The organism is Cellulomonas sp. NS3 (genome assembly GCF_024757985.1).
In the GTDB taxonomy this organism is placed as follows: Bacteria; Actinomycetota; Actinomycetes; order Actinomycetales; family Cellulomonadaceae; genus Cellulomonas_A.
Map to the genome: position 1 here is coordinate 2,046,407 of NZ_CP103289.1, position 21,162 is coordinate 2,067,568.

Annotated in this window: 13 protein-coding genes and 3 rRNA genes; all 16 read left to right on the top strand. The window is 71.2% G+C overall.

Features of this window, described 5'->3' with window-relative positions; translation table 11 throughout:
• Position 1: 1 nt before the first annotated feature.
• The 16 genes from argF to recN all read left to right on the top strand — a co-directional run bounded on the left by argF (position 2) and on the right by recN (position 21,161).
• Positions 2–934 (top strand): ornithine carbamoyltransferase, encoded by a 933-nt coding sequence (gene argF / locus NXY84_RS09385; protein ID WP_258726814.1) that lies wholly within the window; start codon positions 2–4, stop codon positions 932–934.
• Positions 931–1,491: an arginine repressor gene (locus NXY84_RS09390; protein WP_258726815.1), complete on the top strand. Its 561-nt coding sequence runs from the start codon at positions 931–933 to the stop codon at positions 1,489–1,491. The genes argF and NXY84_RS09390 overlap by 4 nt, the downstream gene beginning before the upstream one ends.
• Entirely contained in the window at positions 1,488–2,918 is a 1,431-nt protein-coding gene (argG, locus tag NXY84_RS09395; RefSeq protein WP_258726816.1) for an argininosuccinate synthase, read from the top strand. Before NXY84_RS09390 ends, argG begins: the two co-directional genes overlap by 4 nt.
• 1 nt (position 2,919) lies before the next feature.
• On the top strand, positions 2,920–4,422 hold the full coding sequence (gene argH, locus NXY84_RS09400) for an argininosuccinate lyase (RefSeq protein ID WP_258726817.1): 1,503 nt from the start codon (positions 2,920–2,922) through the stop codon (positions 4,420–4,422).
• Entirely contained in the window at positions 4,419–5,216 is a 798-nt protein-coding gene (locus tag NXY84_RS09405; RefSeq protein ID WP_258726818.1) for a uridine kinase family protein, read from the top strand. Before argH ends, NXY84_RS09405 begins: the two co-directional genes overlap by 4 nt.
• Positions 5,213–5,914: a DNA-3-methyladenine glycosylase gene (locus tag NXY84_RS09410; protein ID WP_258726819.1), complete on the top strand. Its 702-nt coding sequence runs from the start codon at positions 5,213–5,215 to the stop codon at positions 5,912–5,914. The genes NXY84_RS09405 and NXY84_RS09410 overlap by 4 nt, the downstream gene beginning before the upstream one ends.
• Positions 5,915–5,979: 65 nt before the next feature.
• A complete protein-coding gene (gene tyrS / locus NXY84_RS09415; protein WP_258726820.1) occupies positions 5,980–7,242 on the top strand; it encodes a tyrosine--tRNA ligase in 1,263 nt (420 codons plus the stop codon).
• Between the two features lie 780 nt (positions 7,243–8,022).
• Positions 8,023–9,545 (top strand): 16S ribosomal RNA (locus tag NXY84_RS09420).
• 418 nt (positions 9,546–9,963) lie between these two features.
• Positions 9,964–13,075, top strand: a 23S ribosomal RNA gene (locus tag NXY84_RS09425).
• Positions 13,076–13,155: 80 nt separating this feature from the next.
• Positions 13,156–13,272: ribosomal RNA gene (rrf, locus tag NXY84_RS09430) — 5S ribosomal RNA — on the top strand.
• The 16S, 23S and 5S rRNA genes sit together here, the layout of an rRNA operon.
• A gap of 1,625 nt (positions 13,273–14,897) precedes the next feature.
• Positions 14,898–16,082: a tetratricopeptide repeat protein gene (locus NXY84_RS09435; RefSeq protein WP_258726821.1), complete on the top strand. Its 1,185-nt coding sequence runs from the start codon at positions 14,898–14,900 to the stop codon at positions 16,080–16,082.
• The gene (locus NXY84_RS09440) at positions 16,079–17,131 is read left to right on the top strand and encodes an HAD-IIA family hydrolase (protein ID WP_258726822.1); all 1,053 of its coding nucleotides are present in this window, start codon (positions 16,079–16,081) and stop codon (positions 17,129–17,131) included. Before NXY84_RS09435 ends, NXY84_RS09440 begins: the two co-directional genes overlap by 4 nt.
• Before the next feature lie 61 nt (positions 17,132–17,192).
• Complete coding sequence (locus NXY84_RS09445) at positions 17,193–17,525, top strand: hypothetical protein (RefSeq protein WP_258726823.1); 333 nt, start codon at positions 17,193–17,195, stop codon at positions 17,523–17,525.
• Positions 17,522–18,529, top strand: a complete 1,008-nt coding sequence (locus tag NXY84_RS09450; protein WP_258726824.1) for a TlyA family RNA methyltransferase — start codon at positions 17,522–17,524, stop codon at positions 18,527–18,529. The genes NXY84_RS09445 and NXY84_RS09450 overlap by 4 nt, the downstream gene beginning before the upstream one ends.
• Complete coding sequence (locus NXY84_RS09455) at positions 18,526–19,422, top strand: NAD kinase (RefSeq protein ID WP_258726825.1); 897 nt, start codon at positions 18,526–18,528, stop codon at positions 19,420–19,422. Before NXY84_RS09450 ends, NXY84_RS09455 begins: the two co-directional genes overlap by 4 nt.
• A gap of 2 nt (positions 19,423–19,424) precedes the next feature.
• A complete protein-coding gene (gene recN / locus NXY84_RS09460) occupies positions 19,425–21,161 on the top strand; it encodes a DNA repair protein RecN (RefSeq protein ID WP_258726826.1) in 1,737 nt (578 codons plus the stop codon).
• Position 21,162: the final 1 nt, after the last annotated feature.

The following is a 21,162-nucleotide window of genomic DNA, read 5'->3' on the forward strand; positions in this document are numbered from 1 at the left end:
GATGGTGCGGCACTTCCTGCGCGACGACGACCTGAGCCCGCGCGAGCAGCGCGAGGTCCTCGAGCTCGCGCTCGCGTTCCGCGACGACCGGTTCATCCGGACGCCGCTCGCCGGCCCGCGTGCGGTCGCCCTGGTCTTCGACAAGCACTCGACGCGCACGCGCGTGTCGTTCTCCGTCGGTGTCGCGGAGCTCGGCGGCTACCCGCTGGTCCTGGACTCCGGGACGTCCCAGCTCGAGCGCGGCGAGCCGATCGAGGACACCGCGCGCGTGCTGGACCGCCAGTGCGCGGCGATCGTCTGGCGCACGTCGGCGCAGAGCCGGCTCGACGCGATGGCGGGCGCCTCGGGCGTCCCGGTCGTGAACGCGCTGACGGACGAGTTCCACCCGTGCCAGGTGCTCGCCGACCTCATGACGATCGCGCAGCTGCGCGGCGGCGTCGGGGCGCTGGCCGGGAAGACGCTCGCGTACCTCGGCGACGGGGCCAACAACATGGGGCACTCGTACCTCCTCGGCGGTGCGACCGCGGGCCTGCACGTGCGGGTCGCGGCGCCGCCCGGGTACCTGCCCGACGCGGCCGTGCTGGCGGACGCCGAGCGCGTCGCGGCCGGCACGGGCGGCTCCGTCCTCGTGACGCACGACCCCGCCGTCGCCGTGGCCGGCGCCGACGTGATCGCGACCGACACGTGGGTCTCCATGGGGCACGAGACGACGGCGGACGCCCGGGCCGAGCCGTTCCTGCCGTTCCAGGTGAACAGCGCGTCGCTCGCGGCCGCGGCCCCGGACGCGATCGTGCTGCACTGCCTGCCGGCGTACCGCGGCAAGGAGATCACCGCGGAGGTCCTCGACGGCCCGCAGTCGGCGGTCTGGGACGAGGCCGAGAACCGCCTGCACGCCCAGAAGGCGCTGCTCACCTGGCTGCTGGAGCGGTCATGAGCCCCGGCACCATCGCGGGTACCGCCGGGGCGACCTCCCCGCCGACGAAGGCGGCCCGGCACGCGCTGATCACGGGTCTGCTCGGGCGCCGCGCGGTGCACTCGCAGTCCGAGCTGGCCGAGGCGCTCGCGGGCGAGGGTGTCACCGTGACCCAGGCGACGCTGTCGCGCGACCTCGTCGAGCTCCGTGCCACCAAGGTCCGCACACCGTCCGGGTCGCTCGTGTACACCGTGCCCGCCGAGGGCGGCAACCGCGCCCCCGCGCCCGTCGCCGACGCCGAGATGCTCGCGGCGAGGCTCGCGCGGCTCTGTGCCGAGCTGGTGGTGACGGCCGAGGCGTCGGGCAACCTCGTCGTCCTGCGCACCCCGCCGGGAGCCGCGCAGTTCCTCGCCTCCGCGATCGACCACTCGGTCATGCCGGGCGTGATGGGCACCATCGCCGGTGACGACACCGTCCTGGTCATCAGCAGCGACCCCGGCGGCGGCCAGGCCGTCGCCCAGCGGTTCCTCGATCTCGCGGCCGGCCGCGACGACGCACGAGAGAAGGAAGACACGTGAGCAAGGTTCTGACTCAGCTGCCCGTGGGCGAGCGCGTGGGGATCGCCTTCTCGGGCGGTCTCGACACGTCGGTCGCGGTGGCCTGGATGCGTCACCACGGCGCGATCCCGTGCACGTACACCGCGGACCTCGGCCAGTACGACGAGCCCGAGATCGACCAGGTGCCCGACCGCGCCCTGATGTACGGCGCGGAGCTCTCGCGAGCGGTCGACTGCAAGGGCGCGCTGGTCGAGGAGGGCCTGGCGGCGCTCGCGTGCGGCGCGTTCCACATCCGCAGCGGCGGCCGGTCGTACTTCAACACGACCCCCCTGGGCCGCGCCGTGACCGGCACGTTGCTGGTGCGCGCGATGCAGTCCGACGGCGTCGAGATCTGGGGCGACGGCTCGACGTTCAAGGGCAACGACATCGAGCGGTTCTACCGCTACGGGCTGCTGGCGAACCCGTCCCTGCGGATCTACAAGCCGTGGCTCGACAAGGACTTCGTGTCCGAGCTCGGCGGGCGCGCCGAGATGAGCCAGTTCCTCGTCGAGCACGAGCTGCCGTACCGCGACAGCGCCGAGAAGGCGTACTCGACCGACGCCAACATCTGGGGCGCCACGCACGAGGCCAAGACGCTCGAGCAGCTCGACGTCTCGCTCGAGCTGGTCCAGCCGATCATGGGCGTCCGGTTCTGGGACCCCGCGGTGGCGATCGACACCGAGGACGTGACGATCGCCTTCGAGCGCGGCCGGCCGACCACGATCAACGGCGTGCGCTTCGACGACGCGGTCGCACTGGTGCGCGAGGCCAACGCGATCGGCGGGCGGCATGGGCTCGGCATGTCCGACCAGATCGAGAACCGGATCATCGAGGCGAAGTCGCGCGGCGTCTACGAGGCCCCCGGCATGGCGCTGCTGTTCGTCGCCTACGAGCGGCTCGTCAACGCCATCCACAACGAGGACACGATCGCGAGCTACCACGCCGAGGGCCGCCGGCTCGGCCGGCTGCTCTACGAGGGCCGCTGGCTCGACCCCCAGGCGCTCATGCTGCGCGAGTCGATCCAGCGGTGGATCGCGTCCGTCGTCACGGGCGAGGTCACGCTGCGCCTGCGCCGGGGTGAGGACTACACGATCCTGCGCACGGACGGCCCGGCGCTGTCCTATCACCCGGACAAGCTCTCGATGGAGCGCACCGAGTCGGCCGCCTTCGGCCCGACCGACCGGATCGGCCAGCTGACGATGCGCAACCTCGACATCGCCGACTCCCGCGCGAAGCTCGAGCTGTACGCGCAGCAGCCGGTCGACCAGGGCCAGGTCCTCGTCGAGAACGGCACGCTCTTCGGCGCCCTGCCCACGGGCGGCGCGGACGTCATCACGGACAACCCCTCGGTCGTCGGTGACGAGGAGCTCGCGCTCGAGAGCGCCGCGATGGAAGTCGGGACGGACTGACATGACGGACGCAGCGGGCACGTCGTCCGGCACACCGTCGGGCGGCCTCGAGGGCGGACCGTCCGGCGACGGCGCAGGGAGCGGCGGGACCGTCGCCGGGCAGGCGCCCGTGAGCCTGTGGGGCGGCCGGTTCGCCGGCGGTCCCGCGCAGGCGCTCGCGGCGCTGTCGCAGTCGACGCACTTCGACTGGCGGCTCGCCCGCCACGACATCGCGGGCTCGGTCGCGCACGCGCGCGTGCTGCACCGCGCGGGCCTGCTCGACGACGCCGAGCTCGCCACGATGCTCGACGGGCTCTCCCGCCTGCACGACGACGTCGTGAGCGGCGCGTTCCTGCCGGTGCTCGCCGACGAGGACGTGCACACCGCGCTCGAGCGCGGGCTGATCGAGCGCGCGGGCCCGGAGGTGGGCGGCAAGCTGCGCGCCGGTCGCTCGCGCAACGACCAGATCGCGACGCTCGTGCGCGTGTACCTGCGCGAGGAGGCGCGCCACGTCGGCGGCCTGGTGCTCGACGTGGTCGACGCGGTCCTCGACCAGGCGACGGCCGCGGGCGACGCCCCGATGCCCGGGCGCACGCACCTGCAGCACGCGCAGCCCGTCCTGCTCGCGCACCACCTGCTCGCGCACGCGTGGCCGCTGCTGCGCGACGTCGAGCGCTGGGTCGACTGGGACGCCCGCGCCGCGCGGTCGCCGTACGGCTCGGGGGCGCTCGCCGGCTCGTCGCTCGGGCTCGACCCCGCGGCGGTCGCGGCCGAGCTCGGCTTCGACGGCCCCGTCGAGAACTCGATCGACGGCACGGCGTCGCGCGACGTCGTCGCGGAGTTCGCGTTCGTCGCGGCGATGACGGGCGTCGACCTGTCGCGGTTCGCCGAGGAGATCATCCTGTGGGCGACCAAGGAGTTCGGCTTCGTCCGCCTCGACGACGCCTACTCGACCGGGTCGAGCATCATGCCGCAGAAGAAGAACCCGGACATCGCCGAGCTCGCACGCGGGAAGGCCGGGCGGCTCGTCGGCGACCTCGCAGGGCTGCTGACGACGCTCAAGGGCCTCCCGCTCGCGTACAACCGCGACCTGCAGGAGGACAAGGAGCCGGTGTTCGACCAGGTCGACACGCTCTCGGTGCTCCTGCCGGCCTTCGCGGGCATGGTCGCGACGCTCACGTTCGACACCGACCGCCTCGCCGAGCTCGCGCCGCAGGGCTTCTCGCTCGCGACCGACGTCGCGGAGTGGCTCGTGCGCGAGGGCGTGCCGTTCCGCGTCGCCCACGAGGTCGCCGGTGCGTGCGTCCGGGTGTGCGAGGAGCGCGGCATCGAGCTGTGGGACCTCAGCGAGGACGACCTCGCCGGCATCTCGGAGCACCTCACGCCCGGGGTCCGCTCGGTGCTGACCGTCGAGGGCTCGCTCGCGTCGCGCTCGGCGACGGGCGGCACCGCGCCGGTCCGGGTCGCGGAGCAGCTCGTGCGCGCACGCGACCGTTCCGCGGAGCTGCGCGCCTGGACGTCGTGACCGACGCGGAGGTCCCGGGCGTGGACGGGCCCGGGACCGACGCGGCCGGCACGGACGCTGACCGGCCGGACACCGACGCGGCTTGGCCGGACGGCGAGGTGCTCCCGGCCGTCGGCGGGTCCGCCGACCCGGCTCCCGCGGCCCTGGCCGCCGGCGGCGCGACCCCGAGCGGTGCGACCCCGAGCGGTGCGCCGGCCGCCGCCACGTCACCGACCGAGGCACGGGCAGCAGCCGCCCGTGTCGCGGAGCTCGCCCTCGGACGGGCCGCTCGGCTGGGTCCGGTCCGTCTCGTGTGCGTCGACGGCCCGGCGGGCTCGGGCAAGTCGACGTTCGCCGCCGCGCTCGCCGGGCACCTCACGGACCGCGGGGTGGGCGCCGCCGTGCTGCACCTCGACGACCTCTACGCAGGCTGGTCGGGCCTCGACGGCGACCTCGCCCCGCGCCTGTCCGCGCAGGTCCTCGAGCCGTTGCGGCGGGGTCGCGCCGGGCGCTACCAGCGCTACGACTGGCCGAGCGAGCGGTTCGCGGACTGGGTCGACGTCCCTGTCCCGCAGGCCCTGGTCGTCGAGGGCTGCGGCGCCGGGCGCCGGGCCGTCACGCACGACGCCGTCGTGCTCGTCTGGGTCGAGGCGCCCGCGCCCCTGCGGCTCGACCGCGGTCTCGAGCGGGACGGCGCGGCGATGCGGCCGCACTGGGAGCGGTGGATGCACGACGAGCAGGTCCACTTCCGGCGCGAGGGCACCGCGGACCGCGCCGACGTCCGGCTCGACGCGTACGGCAGGATGGTGGAATGAGCACAGCACCGGACGCGCGTGACGGCGTGGGGATCGTCCCCGCGCGCGTCTGGTACGCCCGGGACGTGCTCGCGGTGGCCCGCGACCTGCTCGGCGCGCACATCACGAGCCGGTCGCCCGAGGGCGACGTGACGATCCGGCTCACCGAGGTCGAGGCCTACGGCGGAGCCGACGACCCGGGCTCGCACGCCTTCCGCGGTCGCACCGCGCGCAACGCGACGATGTTCGCCGAACCCGGGCGCCTGTACGTGTACCGCCACCTCGGCCTGCACCACTGCGTCAACGTGGTGACGAGCCCGAGCGGCCAGCCGGCGGCGGTCCTCCTGCGGGCCGGCGAGGTCGTCGAGGGAGCCGACCTCGCGCGTGCGCGCCGCGAGAGCAAGGGTGTCGTCGACTCCGAGCGCTCGCTCGCCCGCGGTCCGGCGCGCCTGGCTGTCGCGCTGGGTCTCGACCTCGGGGCCAACGGCGCCGACGTGACCGAGCGCGGTGGGGCCGTCCTGGTGCACCGTCACGAGGGACTGCTCTTCCCGGCGCTCGCCACCGGCCCCCGGGTCGGCGTCGGGGGAGAGGGCGCCGACCCGTCCCGGTTCCCGTGGCGGCTCTGGCTGTCCGGTGAGCGCACGGTCTCCGCCTACCGCCCCGCGTATCGGTCGCCGGCGTCGGTGAGCAGCCCGCCCAGCGGGACGACGTCGGCCTGACCCGTCGCGAGCGCGCCCCCACGGCGCGCCGCGCCCCCTTCGACGCGCATCCCCAAGGAGCACCTGTGAACCACGTCCTCGACGAGCTCGCCTGGCGCGGCCTCGTCGCCCAGACCACCGACCTCGACGCGCTGCGCGCGGCTCTCGACGCCGGCCCGGTGAACCTCTACTGCGGGTTCGACCCGACCGCGCCGAGCCTGCACATCGGCAACCTCGTCCAGATCCTCACGATCCGCCGTCTGCAGCGCGCCGGCCACCGACCGTTCGCGCTCGTCGGCGGGGCGACCGGCCTGATCGGCGACCCGAAGATGACGGGGGAGCGCACGCTCAACCCCCGCGACGTCGTCGCCGGCTGGGTCGAGCGCATCCGCCTCCAGATCGAGCCGCTGCTCGACTTCGACGGCCCGGACGCCGCGACGATGGTCAACAACCTCGACTGGACGGCGCAGCTGTCCGCGATCGACCTGCTCCGCGACGTCGGCCAGCACTACCGGCTCGGCACGATGCTCGCCAAGGACACCGTGGCCCGGCGCCTGAACAGCGAGCAGGGCATCAGCTTCACCGAGTTCAGCTACCAGGTGCTCCAGGGCATGGACTTCCTCGAGCTGTACCGGCGGCACGGGGTGAGCCTGCAGACGGGCGGGAGCGACCAGTGGGGCAACCTGCTCTCCGGCGTCGAGCTCGTGCGCAAGGCCGAGGGGGTCGGGGTGCACGCGCTGACGACCCCGCTCATCACGAAGGCCGACGGCACGAAGTTCGGCAAGACGGAGTCGGGCACGGTGTGGCTCGACCCCGGGCTGACGAGCCCGTACGCCTTCTTCCAGTTCTGGCTCAACGCCGACGACGCCGACGTGGTCCGCTACCTCAAGGTCTTCTCGTTCCGGAGCCGCGAGGAGATCGAGGACCTCGAGCGCGCGGTCGCCGAGCGGCCAGCGGCCCGCGAGGCCCAGCGCGCGCTCGCGCACGAGGTGACGTCGCTCGTCCACGGCACCGAGGCTGCGGACAAGGTGGTCTCGGCGAGCCAGGCGCTCTTCGGGCGCGGGGACCTGGCGGCGCTCGACGAGGCGACGCTCGCGGCAGCCGTCGCCGAGCTGCCGTCGGCGGCGGTCCGCACGGGCGACCTGGTGGTCGACGTCCTCGCCGCGTCGGGGATCGTGGCGAGCAAGGGAGCCGCGCGCCGGGCGATCGCCGAGGGCGGGGCGTCGGTCAACAACGTCAAGGTGACCGACGAGGACGCGACGCTCACGGACGCCGACCTGCTGCACGGTCGCTGGGCGGTCCTGCGCCGCGGCAAGCGCACGCTCGCCGTGGCCGACGCACGGGCCTGACCATTCGCGGTGGCCGGCGGGCCGCGACGACTGCTCCGGCGGTCGTCGCGGCCCGCCGTCGTCGCGTCCCGGGAGCCGCCGGCGCCCTCCAGCGGCCCCCGCACGCCCGGCGCTGGGCCACGCGGGTGTCGCCCGCGTCACGATCTGGGGGACACGCGCAGCGTCGCCGCAGATCAGCGCGCTGGAGGGGCCGCGACCGCGCGGTCCGGGGCTGCTCACGCCGTCCTGCGGGAGGACCGGAGTTGACGGTCCGGGAAACGTCCGCGTAATGTTCTGGATGTCGCCCGGCAGGGAGGAACGGACACCAGAGAAGATCCTGGTGGTCGGTCCCACCGAGGTGGCCACCCCCGAGCATCGACCTCAGGCGCTTCTGGCGCCGGTCGAGACGCGCTCGGGATGAGCTAGTCTCTCTCCCGCGGATCGCCTGACGAAGGTGATCCGCAGATCATCCCGAACAGGGTGGTCACGGAGAGCGAAAAGCTCAGGTAAGATTGAGAAGTTGCCTCTGGATGGGTCGAAGGGCCTGGATGGATGAGCGTCTGCTCCTTGAGAACTCAACAGTGTGCCAAGTAGTCGATGCCAAGATGGTTCATCGGCGGGGTTGTTCGGCCGTTTGGTCGGGTGGTCTCGTGTGGTGAGTCTTGGTTGACTGGGGATCGTCTTCCGCCTCCGTGGGGGTGCGGTCCTCATGAAGCCGAATTCAACTGGTCCCGGAGTGATTCGGGGCTGTTTCGTGTGTCGGTTGCCTTGCCGTTTCGGCGGTGGGGTGCCATGTAGACATTTACGGAGAGTTTGATTCTGGCTCAGGACGAACGCTGGCGGCGTGCTTAACACATGCAAGTCGAACGGTGACGACGGGGCTTGCCCTGTCTGATCAGTGGCGAACGGGTGAGTAACACGTGAGTAACCTGCCCTTGACTCTGGGATAACCGCGGGAAACGGCGGCTAATACCGGATATGAGACGTACAGGCATCTGTTGCGTCTGGAAAGATTTATCGGTCAAGGATGGGCTCGCGGCCTATCAGCTTGTTGGTGGGGTGATGGCCTACCAAGGCGACGACGGGTAGCCGGCCTGAGAGGGCGACCGGCCACACTGGGACTGAGACACGGCCCAGACTCCTACGGGAGGCAGCAGTGGGGAATATTGCACAATGGGCGCAAGCCTGATGCAGCGACGCCGCGTGAGGGATGAAGGCCTTCGGGTTGTAAACCTCTTTCAGCAGGGAAGAAGCGCAAGTGACGGTACCTGCAGAAGAAGCGCCGGCTAACTACGTGCCAGCAGCCGCGGTAATACGTAGGGCGCAAGCGTTGTCCGGAATTATTGGGCGTAAAGAGCTCGTAGGCGGTTTGTCGCGTCTGCTGTGAAAACCTGAGGCTCAACCTCGGGCTTGCAGTGGGTACGGGCAGACTAGAGTGCGGTAGGGGTGACTGGAATTCCTGGTGTAGCGGTGGAATGCGCAGATATCAGGAGGAACACCGATGGCGAAGGCAGGTCACTGGGCCGCAACTGACGCTGAGGAGCGAAAGCATGGGGAGCGAACAGGATTAGATACCCTGGTAGTCCATGCCGTAAACGTTGGGCACTAGGTGTGGGGCTCATTCCACGAGTTCCGTGCCGCAGCAAACGCATTAAGTGCCCCGCCTGGGGAGTACGGCCGCAAGGCTAAAACTCAAAGAAATTGACGGGGGCCCGCACAAGCGGCGGAGCATGCGGATTAATTCGATGCAACGCGAAGAACCTTACCAAGGCTTGACATACACCGGAAAAGTGCAGAGATGTGCTCCCCGCAAGGTCGGTGTACAGGTGGTGCATGGTTGTCGTCAGCTCGTGTCGTGAGATGTTGGGTTAAGTCCCGCAACGAGCGCAACCCTCGTCCTATGTTGCCAGCACGTCATGGTGGGGACTCATAGGAGACTGCCGGGGTCAACTCGGAGGAAGGTGGGGATGACGTCAAATCATCATGCCCCTTATGTCTTGGGCTTCACGCATGCTACAATGGCCGGTACAAAGGGCTGCGATACCGCGAGGTGGAGCGAATCCCAAAAAGCCGGTCTCAGTTCGGATTGGGGTCTGCAACTCGACCCCATGAAGTCGGAGTCGCTAGTAATCGCAGATCAGCAACGCTGCGGTGAATACGTTCCCGGGCCTTGTACACACCGCCCGTCAAGTCACGAAAGTCGGTAACACCCGAAGCCGGTGGCCCAACCCTTGTGGAGGGAGCCGTCGAAGGTGGGACTGGCGATTGGGACTAAGTCGTAACAAGGTAGCCGTACCGGAAGGTGCGGCTGGATCACCTCCTTTCTAAGGAGCATCTGGCACCGGGTCGGTCCTTCGTGGCCGGCGCCCTGGTGTCCAGGCCCACGCTCGGTCCGAACGCGATCGGGGTGGAGCTCAAGGGTGGAACATCGACTACGGCCGCGCTCGTCGCGGGTCTGGCTCTAGTACGCCTCGGGTTCGCCTGGGGAGGGAACGAGCGGGGTTCGTGGGGGGTCGGCCTGGCACGCTGTTGGGTCCTGAGGGAACAGCCGTTCACCGGTTGTTGTCCTTGGGGGTCGCCCCCGGTGGGGGTGGCTGCCTGCGGGCCTGTCGGGTCCGGATGAACCGCTCCTGGTGTCGATCGCTTCGGTGGTCGGTGCTGGGGGTAGGCGCCGGGGATGACGGGGATCGTTCGTAGCTTGAGAACTGCACAGTGGACGCGAGCATCTTTGTATGTTTTTGTGGTCAAGTTTTTAAGGGCACAGGGTGGATGCCTTGGCACTAGGAGCCGAAGAAGGACGTTGTAGCCTGCGATAAGCCTCGGGGAGTTGGCAAACGAACCGTGATCCGAGGATGTCCGAATGGGGAAACCCCGCTGGAGTCATGTCCAGTGACCCGCACCTGAATATATAGGGTGTGTGGAGGGAACGCCGGGAAGTGAAACATCTCAGTACCGGCAGGAAGAGATATTCCGTGAGTAGTGGCGAGCGAAAGCGGATCAGGCCAAACCGTATGCGTGTCAAAGCCGGCAGGCGTTGCGTGTGCGGGGTTGTGGGACCTTTCAGCTGGGACTGCCGTCCGAGCAGGGAGTCAGAAAGTCGCGTCATAGTCGAAGGGCATTGAAAGGCCCGGCACAGAGGGTGTGACCCCCGTAGACGAAATGGCGTGGCCTCCCGAAGGGGATCCCAAGTAGCTCCGGGCCCGAGAAACCCGGAGTGAATCTGCACAGACCACTGTGTAAGCCTAAATACTACCTAGTGACCGATAGCGGACAAGTACCGTGAGGGAAAGGTGAAAAGTACCCCGGGAGGGGAGTGAAATAGTACCTGAAACCGTGTGCCTACAATCCGTTGGAGCCTCCCTAGCAGGGGTGACAGCGTGCCTTTTGAAGAATGAGCCTGCGAGTTAGTGGTACGTGGCGAGGTTAACCCGTGTGGGGAAGCCGTAGCGAAAGCGAGTCCGAATAGGGCGTTTCAGTCGCGTGCTCTAGACCCGAAGCGGAGTGATCTAGCCATGGGCAGGTTGAAGCGCGGGTAAGACCGCGTGGAGGACCGAACCCACTTGGGTTGAAAACCGAGGGGATGACCTGTGGTTAGGGGTGAAAGGCCAATCAAACTCCGTGATAGCTGGTTCTCCCCGAAATGCATTTAGGTGCAGCGTCACGTGTTTCTTGCCGGAGGTAGAGCTACTGGATAGCCGATGGGCCCCACCAGGTTACTGACGTTAGCCAAACTCCGAATGCCGGTAAGTGAGAGCGTGGCAGTGAGACTGCGGGGGATAAGCTCCGTAGTCGAGAGGGAAACAGCCCAGACCACCAGCTAAGGCCCCTAAGCGTGTGCTAAGTGGGAAAGGATGTGGAGTTGCACAGACAACCAGGAGGTTGGCTTAGAAGCAGCCACCCTTGAAAGAGTGCGTAATAGCTCACTGGTCAAGTGATTCCGCGCCGACAATGTAGCGGGGCTCAAGCACACCGCCGAAGCTGTGGCATTCACACAATAGCTCAGCCCCTTGTGGGTTCAGGCGTGTGGATGGGTAGGGGAGCGTCGTGTGGCGAGTGAAGTCGCGGGGTGACCCAGCGGTGGACGCCACACGAGTGAGAATGCAGGCATGAGTAGCGAAAGACGGGTGAGAAACCCGTCCGCCGAATGATCAAGGGTTCCAGGGCCAGGCTAATCCGCCCTGGGTAAGTCGGGACCTAAGGCGAGGCCGACAGGCGTAGTCGATGGACAACGGGTTGATATTCCCGTACCGGCGAAGAACCGCCCATACCGAGCCCGGTGATGCTAAGCGCCCGAAGCCGTCCACCGTCCCTTCGGGGACTCGGACGGGGGAGCGCGCGACCCGAACCGGTAGTAGGTAAGCGTATTAACAGGGGTGACGCAGGAAGGTAGCCCAGCGTGGCGATGGTAGACCACGTCCAAGGTTGTAGGGCGAGAGGTAGGCAAATCCGCCTCTCACATAGCCTGAGAGCTGATGGTGACCGCGAATGCGGGATGATTGGGTGATCCTATGCTGCCAAGAAAAGCCTCGGCGCGAGGTTCTAGCCGCCCGTACCCTAAACCGACTCAGGTGATCAGGTAGAGAATACCAAGGCGATCGAGAGAATCGTGGTTAAGGAACTCGGCAAAATGCCCCCGTAACTTCGGGAGAAGGGGGGCCCGACGTGTGTACCCACTTGCTGGGGAAGCACTGACGGCCGCAGAGACCAGGGGGAAGCGACTGTTTACTAAAAACACAGGTCCGTGCGAAGTCGCAAGACGATGTATACGGACTGACGCCTGCCCGGTGCTGGAAGGTTAAGAGGACGGGTCAGCCGCAAGGCGAAGCTCAGAATTTAAGCCCCAGTAAACGGCGGTGGTAACTATAACCATCCTAAGGTAGCGAAATTCCTTGTCGGGTAAGTTCCGACCTGCACGAATGGCGTAACGACTTCCCCGCTGTCTCAACCGCGAACTCGGCGAAATTGCACTACGAGTAAAGATGCTCGTTACGCGCAGCAGGACGGAAAGACCCCGGGACCTTTACTATAGCTTGGTATTGGTGTTCGGTGCGGCTTGTGTAGGATAGGTGGGAGACTGTGAAGCCGGCACGCCAGTGTCGGTGGAGTCAACGTTGAAATACCACTCTGGTCGCTCTGGATATCTAACCTCGGTCCGTAATCCGGATCAGGGACAGTGCCTGGTGGGTAGTTTAACTGGGGCGGTTGCCTCCTAAAATGTAACGGAGGCGCTCAAAGGTTCCCTCAGCCTGGTTGGCAATCAGGTGGCGAGTGCAAGTGCACAAGGGAGCTTGACTGTGAGACTGACAGGTCGAGCAGGGACGAAAGTCGGAACTAGTGATCCGGCGGTGGCTTGTGGAAGCGCCGTCGCTCAACGGATAAAAGGTACCCCGGGGATAACAGGCTGATCTTGCCCAAGAGTCCATATCGACGGCATGGTTTGGCACCTCGATGTCGGCTCGTCGCATCCTGGGGCTGGAGTAGGTCCCAAGGGTTGGGCTGTTCGCCCATTAAAGCGGTACGCGAGCTGGGTTTAGAACGTCGTGAGACAGTTCGGTCCCTATCCGCTGCGCGCGCAGGAAACTTGAGAAGGGCTGTCCCTAGTACGAGAGGACCGGGACGGACGAACCTCTGGTGTGCCAGTTGTTCCGCCAGGAGCACGGCTGGTTGGCTACGTTCGGAAGGGATAACCGCTGAAAGCATCTAAGCGGGAAGCCTGCTTCAAGATGAGGTTTCCACGGGGACTTGTTCCCTGAGAGGCTCCCAGCTAGACCACTGGGTAGATAGGCCGGATGTGGAAGTGGGGACTAAAGACTCACGAAGCTGACCGGTACTAATAAGCCGACAACTTCACCACAATACTTTTGTGCGACGCGTCCACTGTGCGGTTCCCGAGAGACGAACGGGAACTCCCGTGAAGTCATAACTCGACAGAGTTACGGCGGTCATAGCGAAGGGGAAACGCCCGGTCCCATTCCGAACCCGGAAGCTAAGCCCTTCAGCGCCGATGGTACTGCACTCGCCAGGGTGTGGGAGAGTAGGTCGCCGCCGGACACCATTCAGAAAGAGCCACCCCAGCTGGGGTGGCTCTTTCTGTATGCCCGGAACACGCCCGCGCGCCCCCCGCGCGCACACCGCCGGCAACCACCCGTCCGCACCGGCGCACCCAACCACCCCGCACCCCCTCGAAGGCAACGCGCCGGGCACGCCGGGCGTTCGAGCGATGTGGTCCCGGTCGCGCCGCGGGTGCGATCATGAGCGTCTGCAGTCCGATGAGGGGAAGTCCATAGATGAACAGCGACGATCGCAACCGAGGCTCGGACCGCGACCGCTCCGGCGCGCGCGGTGCACAGCGTCCCCAGGGGACCGGATCCGGCCGAAGCGGTGGCGACCGTGCGTTCGGCAACCCCTCCGGCGGTGGAGCACGAGCTGGTGGTCGGCCGACTGGCGGAGCCGCGCGGGACTTCCGCGCCGGCGCCGGCGGGGCGCGTGACGACCGGCCGGCTCGTCCGTCGCGGGACGGCTCGTCGCGCACGGGCGCTTCGGGGCGCGACGCGGGCGACCGCGCCCGCCGACCCGCGTCCGGCGGTTCCGACGGTCCGCGTTCGTTCCGTGGCGGCGACAGCGCGCGCGATGCCTCCGGTCGTCCGGGCGCCCAGGGTGGCTCGGGCGAGCGGTACGGCCGACCGGACCGCGGGGCGGGCGAGGGCTCGTGGTCACCGCGCGGTGACGCTCGACCGGGCCGCGCCGGCGAAACCCGGCCGCCTCGTGCGTCCGGGTCCGGGCCGCGCTCGTTCAGCTCGGGTGCAGGTCCGCGTGTCGCGGGCAGCCGTCCTGACCGCCCGCAGCAGGGGGACCGTCGGCCCTTCGGGCAGGGTGGCACGGGCGCGGGCTACTCGCGCGGCGGTGACCGACCGCAGGAGCGACCGCGTGACGAGCGGGCCGGTGGCCCTCAGGGCTTCGCAGGCGACCGACCGTCGTACGGCGGTCCGGGTCAGCGCCCCGACCACGCGCAGGATCGGTCCTCCTCGCCGCGAACTGGCTTCGGCGGGGGCGGCGACCGAGACCGTCGATCGGGCGGCGCGTGGGGCGCGCGACCGTCGACCGCAGGTTCCAGCGAGCATCAGCGTGGGGGCCGACCCGACGGCGGGGGCTACCCCTCGCGGGGAGCGCGCCCCTCGCAGGAGCAGCGTGGAGGTGCGGCGTCGTCCGGGTCGCGGCGGCCGCAGGAGCACCGGGGCGGCTACCCGTCGCGCGACGTCCCGCCCGCCGCAGGGGCACGGGGCGGCTACCCGTCGCGTGACGAGCGGGCAGGCGCAGGTGAGCGCGAGGCCTTCCCGTCGCGCAACGCCCGGTACGGCTCCGACGATCGCGCGGCGCGCGCGGCGGGCGACCGGCCGACCGGTGACCGCGCGGCGTCCGGCGACCGCGCCCGGTCCGGCGAGCGACCGCGGTTCGGCGACCGCCCCGGCGGCGGCGACCGTGGGCACCGGCCCGCGGGTGAGCGTCCCCACACGTCACGCGGGGACCGTCCGTCGTCCGGCGACCGCCCCTCGTACGGGACGGGTGCCGAGAGGGGTGGGCGGTTCGGTGACCGGCCGGGCAGCGGCGATCGCGACCGCCCGGGCACCGGTCGGCCCGCTCGTCCGTCGACGGACCGGACGTCGCGTCCCACCGGCGTGCGGTCGGACCGCGTCGGTGGCGACCGGCCAGGGCGTCCGCGGGGCGAGCGGCCCGGCGCCGCACGCCCGTGGAGCCGCGGGGACGAGTCGTCGAGCCGGTTCGGGGACGACGACCGTCGTCCGACCCGTCCGCCGCAGCCCGAGCGCGTCGCCGCGCCCGAGCTTCCCGAGGACATCGCCTTCTCGGACCTCGACCGCGCCGTCCGGGCTCGCCTGCGCACGCTCAGCAAGGAGAACGCGGAGAACGTCGGGCTGCACCTGGTCATGACCGGGCGGCTGCTCGACTCCGACCCCGAGCTCGCGTACGAGCACGCCCAGGCTGCCGTACGTCGCGCCGGTCGCGTCGACGTCGTGCGCGAGGCGGCCGGCCTGGCGGCGTACCGCACCGGTCGCTTCGCCGAGGCGCTGCGCGAGCTGCGCACGGTGCGCCGGCTCAACGGCTCGTCGGAGCACCTGGCCGTGATGGCCGACTGCGAGCGTGGGCTCGGGCGTCCGGAGCGGGCGCTCACCCTCGCGTCGAGCCCCGAGGCCGAAGGTCTCGCGCCCGCCGAGTCCGTCGAGCTCGCGATCGTCGTGAGCGGTGCGCGCCTCGACCTCGGCGAGCCGGAGGCGGCGATCGCCGTGCTGCGCGCCCCGGCGGTGCAGCACGCGGCGGGAGTGGTGGCGGTGCGGGTCGCGCAGGCGCTCGCCGCGGCGTACGAGGCCGCAGGGCGTGCCGACGAGGCGCGGGATGCGCTCGCCGGCTACACGCAGTCCCAGCTCGACGAGGCGTCGGGCACGGCGGAGGAGGAGGACGACGTCGTCGTCTTCGACCTCGACGAGGACGAGCAGGTGCCGGACGGCGAGGAGCACGACACCGCCACGGATGCCGTGTCGGACCCCGGCGCGGCGAGCCCGGGTGCGGGACCCGGGGAAACCGCGGGCTCTGAGGCGGGGAGCGACGACGGTGGCGACCCGCAGGGCGCGGGCGAGGCCGACGCCGGTGGCGACCCGCAGGGCGCGGGCGAGGCCGACGACGGTGGCGACCCGCAGGGCGCGGGCGAGGCCGACGACGGCGGCGATCCGCAGGGCCTGGGCGAGTCCGGCGGCGTGGGCGAGGCCGACGGGGCGGGCGAGGCCTACGGCGCGGGCCCGGGCGAGCGCGAGGGCGCGGGCCAGGACGAGCGCGAGGGCGACGCGTGAGCCGCGGGCTGCTGGGCTGCGACGTCCCCCTCGCGGAGGCGCACGACCTGGCGCTCGTGGACCTCGACGGGGTCGCGTACCGCGGGCACGAGCCGATCGCCGGTGCGGCGGACGGGCTGGCCGGCGCGCGGGCGCGCGGGATGCGGCTCGTCTTCGTGACCAACAACGCGTCGCGCGAGCCGGAGTCGGTGGCCGAGCAGCTGACGGGGCTCGGGATCCCCGCCGGCCCCGCCGAGGTCATGACCGCGGCGCAGGCTGCGGCGGAGCTGCTGCGGACGCGGTTGCCGCAGGGCGCGAAGGTGCTCGTCGTCGGTGGCGCGGGTCTGGTCACCGCCGTGACGGCCGCCGGCTACACGGTCGTGGAGTCGGCGGACGACGAGCCCGACGCCGTGGCGCAGGGGTTCGCGCCCGAGCTCGGGTGGGCCCAGCTGGCCGAGGCGGCGTACGCGGTGCAGCGGGGCGCGTGGCACGTCGCCAGCAACCTCGACCTCAGCCTGCCGACCGCACGCGGCTTCGCTCCGGGCAACGGCTCGCTCGTGGGGGCGGTGCGTGCGGCGACCGGGGTCACGCCCGACAGCGCGGGCAAGCCGTCGCCGGACATGTACCGCATGGCGATCGGCCGGACCGGCGCGGCCTCGCCCCTGGTCATCGGCGACCGCCTCGACACCGACCTGGCCGGCGCCCGTGCAGGCGAGATCCCGGGGCTCCACGTCCTGACCGGGGTCAGCTCGGCGCGTGACGACGTGCTGGCGGCTCCGGGGGAGCGCCCGCACTTCATCGGCGCGGACCTCCTCTCGCTCCTCGAGCCGCACCCGCTCCCCGAGCTCTCGGCCGAGGGCTGGTGGGTCTGCAGGGGCGCTGCGGCGCGCGTCGTCGACGGGCGTCTCGACCTGCACCGCGCCGAGGGGTCGGGAGACGATGGGGTCGACCTCGTCCGCGCGGCGTGCGCGGCCGCATGGGACGCGGTCGACGCGGGCCTCACGCTCGACGCGAGCTCGGTCCCCGAGCTCGGTGTGGGAGAACCGGGCGAGGTCAGCGCCGGAAGGTAGCGTGTCCCCGGTCCGGGTGGCGCGTCGGCTGACGCGGTCCCACGACGACGGGAGGACGGACATGGACGAGCACGTCGACACGACGCGCGCAGTGCCGCTGCCGTCCCCTCCCGTGTCCGTCGGTCAGGGCGTGGCGCCCGTCGGCGCGGCTGCGACGCAGCTCGTGCCCGGACGCTGGCGGCCGACGCCCGCCAGCGTCCGGGTCGCGCCAACGCCCGTGGGCTCGCGCGACGTCGAGGACGTGCCGTCCGAGGACGGGACCGGCGACCACGCGGTCGACGAGGCGCTCACGCTGCTGGCGACGCTCGACGCGCTGCCGCTGCGGGAGCACGTCGCCGTGTTCGACGGCGTGCACACCGCGCTGCAGGACCGCCTCGCGGACACCGAGGGATGAGCGTGGCGACCGCACGTCTGGACACCGAGCTGGTGCGTCGCGGGCTGGCTCGCTCGCGCCGTCACGCGGGCGAGCTGATCGCCGCGGGGCGGGTCGCCGTGGACGGCGTCGCGACCTCCCGCAGCGCCACGGCACTGAGGGCCGAGCAGTCGGTGACCGTGGTCCCGGACGACGACCCCGGCTACGCCTCGCGTGCGGGTCACAAGCTCGCCGGTGCCCTCGACCGGTGGCTGCCCGCGGGGCTGCGCGTCGCGGACCGGGTGTGCCTCGACGCCGGGGCGAGCACGGGCGGGTTCACCGACGTGCTGCTGCGGCACGGCGCCCGCCGGGTCGTGGCGGTCGACGTCGGGCACGGTCAGCTCGTCGACGCGCTGCGCACCGACCCGCGCGTCGACTCGCGGGAGGGCGTGAACGTCCGCGCCCTCGCGCCCGCGGACCTGGATCCGTCGCCCGAGCTCGTGGTCGCCGACCTCTCGTTCATCTCGCTCACGCTCGTGCTCCCGGCGCTCGCGAGTGTGGCCGCGGACGGCGCCGACCTCGTCGTCATGGTCAAGCCGCAGTTCGAGGTCGGCCGGGAGCGTCTCGGGTCGGGCGGGGTCGTGCGTGATGCCGGGCTGCGCGCCGACGCCGTGCTCTCGGTGGCCCGCGCCGCAGTCGCTCTCGGTCTGGTCGTCGTCGACGTGTGTGCGAGCCCGTTGCCGGGGCCGAGCGGGAACGTGGAGTTCTTCCTGTGGCTGCGCCGCGCGGACCGACGGGCCGCCGCCGCGCCGACCGACGCCGCGCCGACCGAGGCCGCGCCGACCGAGGCCGCGTCGGCGGACGCCCGCGACACGGGCGCGGCGCGGACCGGTGACCACCGCGACACCGGCCCCGGCCGGACGAGCGCGCACCCGACCGACGCGGGGCCGCCCGGCCCCGGGACCGCCCGCACCGGGCTCACCGGCGACGAGCTCGTGCGTCGAGTGAAGGCCGTCGTGCGTGCGGCGGACGGGACCGCGTCGTGACCCGCCGCGTCCTCGTCGTGACGCACGGCGGACGGGCGGAGGCGGTCGCCGCGACCGACGAGGCCGTGCGCGCGCTCAAGGCGGCCGGGTTCGTTCCGGTCATCGCGGACGACGACGGCACCCCGCCGTGCGTCGACGACCTCGACCTCGCGGTCGTCCTGGGCGGCGACGGCACGATCCTGCGGGCCGCCGAGCTGACCCGCGGCACCGGCGTGCCGTTGCTCGGGGTCAACCTCGGGCACGTCGGCTTCCTGGCCGAGAGCGAGCGCGAGGACATCGTCGAGGCCGTGCGCCGCCTCGCCGACGGCGCCTACACGGTCGAGGAGCGCGGGACCCTCGACGTGCGCGTGCACACCCCGGGTGGGGGTGCGCCCGACGTCGGCTGGGCCCTCAACGAGGCCGCCCTCGAGAAGAGCGACCGCGCCCGGATGCTCGAGGTCGTCATCGAGGTCGACGGCCGTCCGCTGTCGTCCTTCGGGTGCGACGGGGTCGTCCTCGCGACGGCCACGGGCTCCACCGCGCACGCGTTCTCCGCCGGCGGTCCGGTCGTGTGGCCGGACGTCGACGGCATGATCCTCGTGCCGCTCTCGGCGCACGCGCTGTTCGCCCGCCCGCTCGTCGTCGGGCCGTCGAGCGTGCTCGCCGTCGAGATCCTGGGCCGCTCACCGGCCAGCGGGGTCGTCACGTGCGACGGACGGCGCAGCACGGAGCTGCCGGTCGGCTCGCGCGTCGAGGTCCGCCGCAGCCCGGTGCCGGTGCGCCTCGCACGGCTCAGCCACGCCCCGTTCACGGACCGGCTCGTGAACAAGTTCGCGCTGCCCGTCGAGGGGTGGCGCGGCGAGAAGCCGAACGGGGGGCGACGCGCCCTCCCCACCGACGGACACGAGGACTGACTGTGCTCGAGGAGATCCGGATCGAGAACCTGGGCGTCATCGGGCGCGCGCACGTGACGCTCGGGCGGGGCCTGACCGTCCTCACGGGCGAGACGGGCGCGGGCAAGACGATGGTGCTCACGGGGCTGTCGCTGCTCCTGGGCGGCAAGGCCGACCCCGCTGTCGTCCGCACCGGGCAGCGCAGCGCGTCCGTCGAGGGCCGCATCGTCGAGCCGGAGGGCTCCGCGGTGCTGCGCCGCGCCGAGGACGCCGGTGCGGAGGCCGACGACGACGGGACGCTCGTCGTCCTGCGCACCGTCGGCGCGGCGACCGCCGAGACCTCCGGCCGCTCGCGTGCGTTCCTCGGTGGCCGCTCGGTGCCGCAGGGCGTGCTCGCAGACCTCGCGGACGCCCTCGTGACCGTGCACGGCCAGGCCGACCAGGCGCGGCTGCGGTCCCCGTCGCGCCAGCGTGCCGCGCTCGACGCCTTCGCCGGCCCCGAGCACGCGGCGACGCTCGAGCGGTACCGCGAGGCCTGGAACGCCCGCCAGGCGGTCGTCGCCGAGCTCGCGGAGCTCGTCGAGCGCAGCCAGGACCGGGCACGTGAGGCGGAGCTGCTGCGGCTCGGGCTGAGCGAGGTCGAGCGGATCGACCCGCAGCCCGGCGAGGACGTCGAGCTCGCTGCCGAGGTGGAACGGCTCTCGCACGCCGAGGACCTGCGTGCGGCCGCGTCCGGCGCGCACACCGCGCTCGTCGGCGAGGACGACGCGACCGCGGACGGCTCGGCGAGCGCGGTGATCGACCACGCGCGCCGCCTGCTCGAGAACGTCGGTGAGCACGACGCGACGCTCGCCGCCCTCGCGACCCGCGTCGCCGAGGCGGGCTACCTGGTCGCGGACGCGGCGGCGGACCTCTCGTCGTACGTCCAGGACCTCCAGGCCGACCCCGGCCGGCTCGAGACGGCGCAGCGCCGGCGCGCCGAGCTCGGGACGCTGACGCGCAGCTACGGCGCGGACGTCGCCGAGGTGCTCGCGTGGGCGGACGTCTCCGGTCGGCGGCTGCTCGAGCTCGAGGGCGGGGACGACCGCGTCGCGGAGCTCGAGGGGGAGCGGGACGCCCTGGGCGCGCGGCTGGCCGAGCTCGGCGAGCAGGTCACCCGGGCCCGCCAGGACGCGGCGGGGGTGCTCGCGGAGGCGGTGTCGACCGAGCTCGCGGGCCTCGCGATGGCCGGCGCCCGGCTCGTCGTCGACGTCGCCCCCGCCGCCGAGCCGGGGCCGCACGGGCTCGACGCGATCGAGATGCTCCTCGTGCCGCACGCCGGCGCCCCCGCGCGGCCGCTCGGCAAGGGCGCGTCGGGCGGTGAGCTCTCCCGCGTGATGCTCGCGATCGAGGTCGCGCTGGCGACGTCGCCGGGCTCCGGGGCCCACCGGCCCGGGACCTTCGTGTTCGACGAGGTCGACGCCGGCGTCGGGGGCAAGGCCGCCGTCGAGGTCGGCCGCCGGCTCGCGGCGCTCGCGCGCGACTCGCAGGTGCTCGTCGTGACGCACCTCGCGCAGGTCGCCGCGTTCGCGGACCAGCACCTCGTGGTGACGAAGTCGCACGCCGACGGGGTCGACGTCGTCACCGAGTCGGACGTGCGCTCCGTCGCGGGCGCGGACCGTGTCCGCGAGCTCGCCCGCATGCTCTCCGGCCAGGAGGACTCCGAGGTGGCGCGCTCGCACGCGGCTGAGCTCCTGGAGCTCTCCGGCGTGGGACGATGAC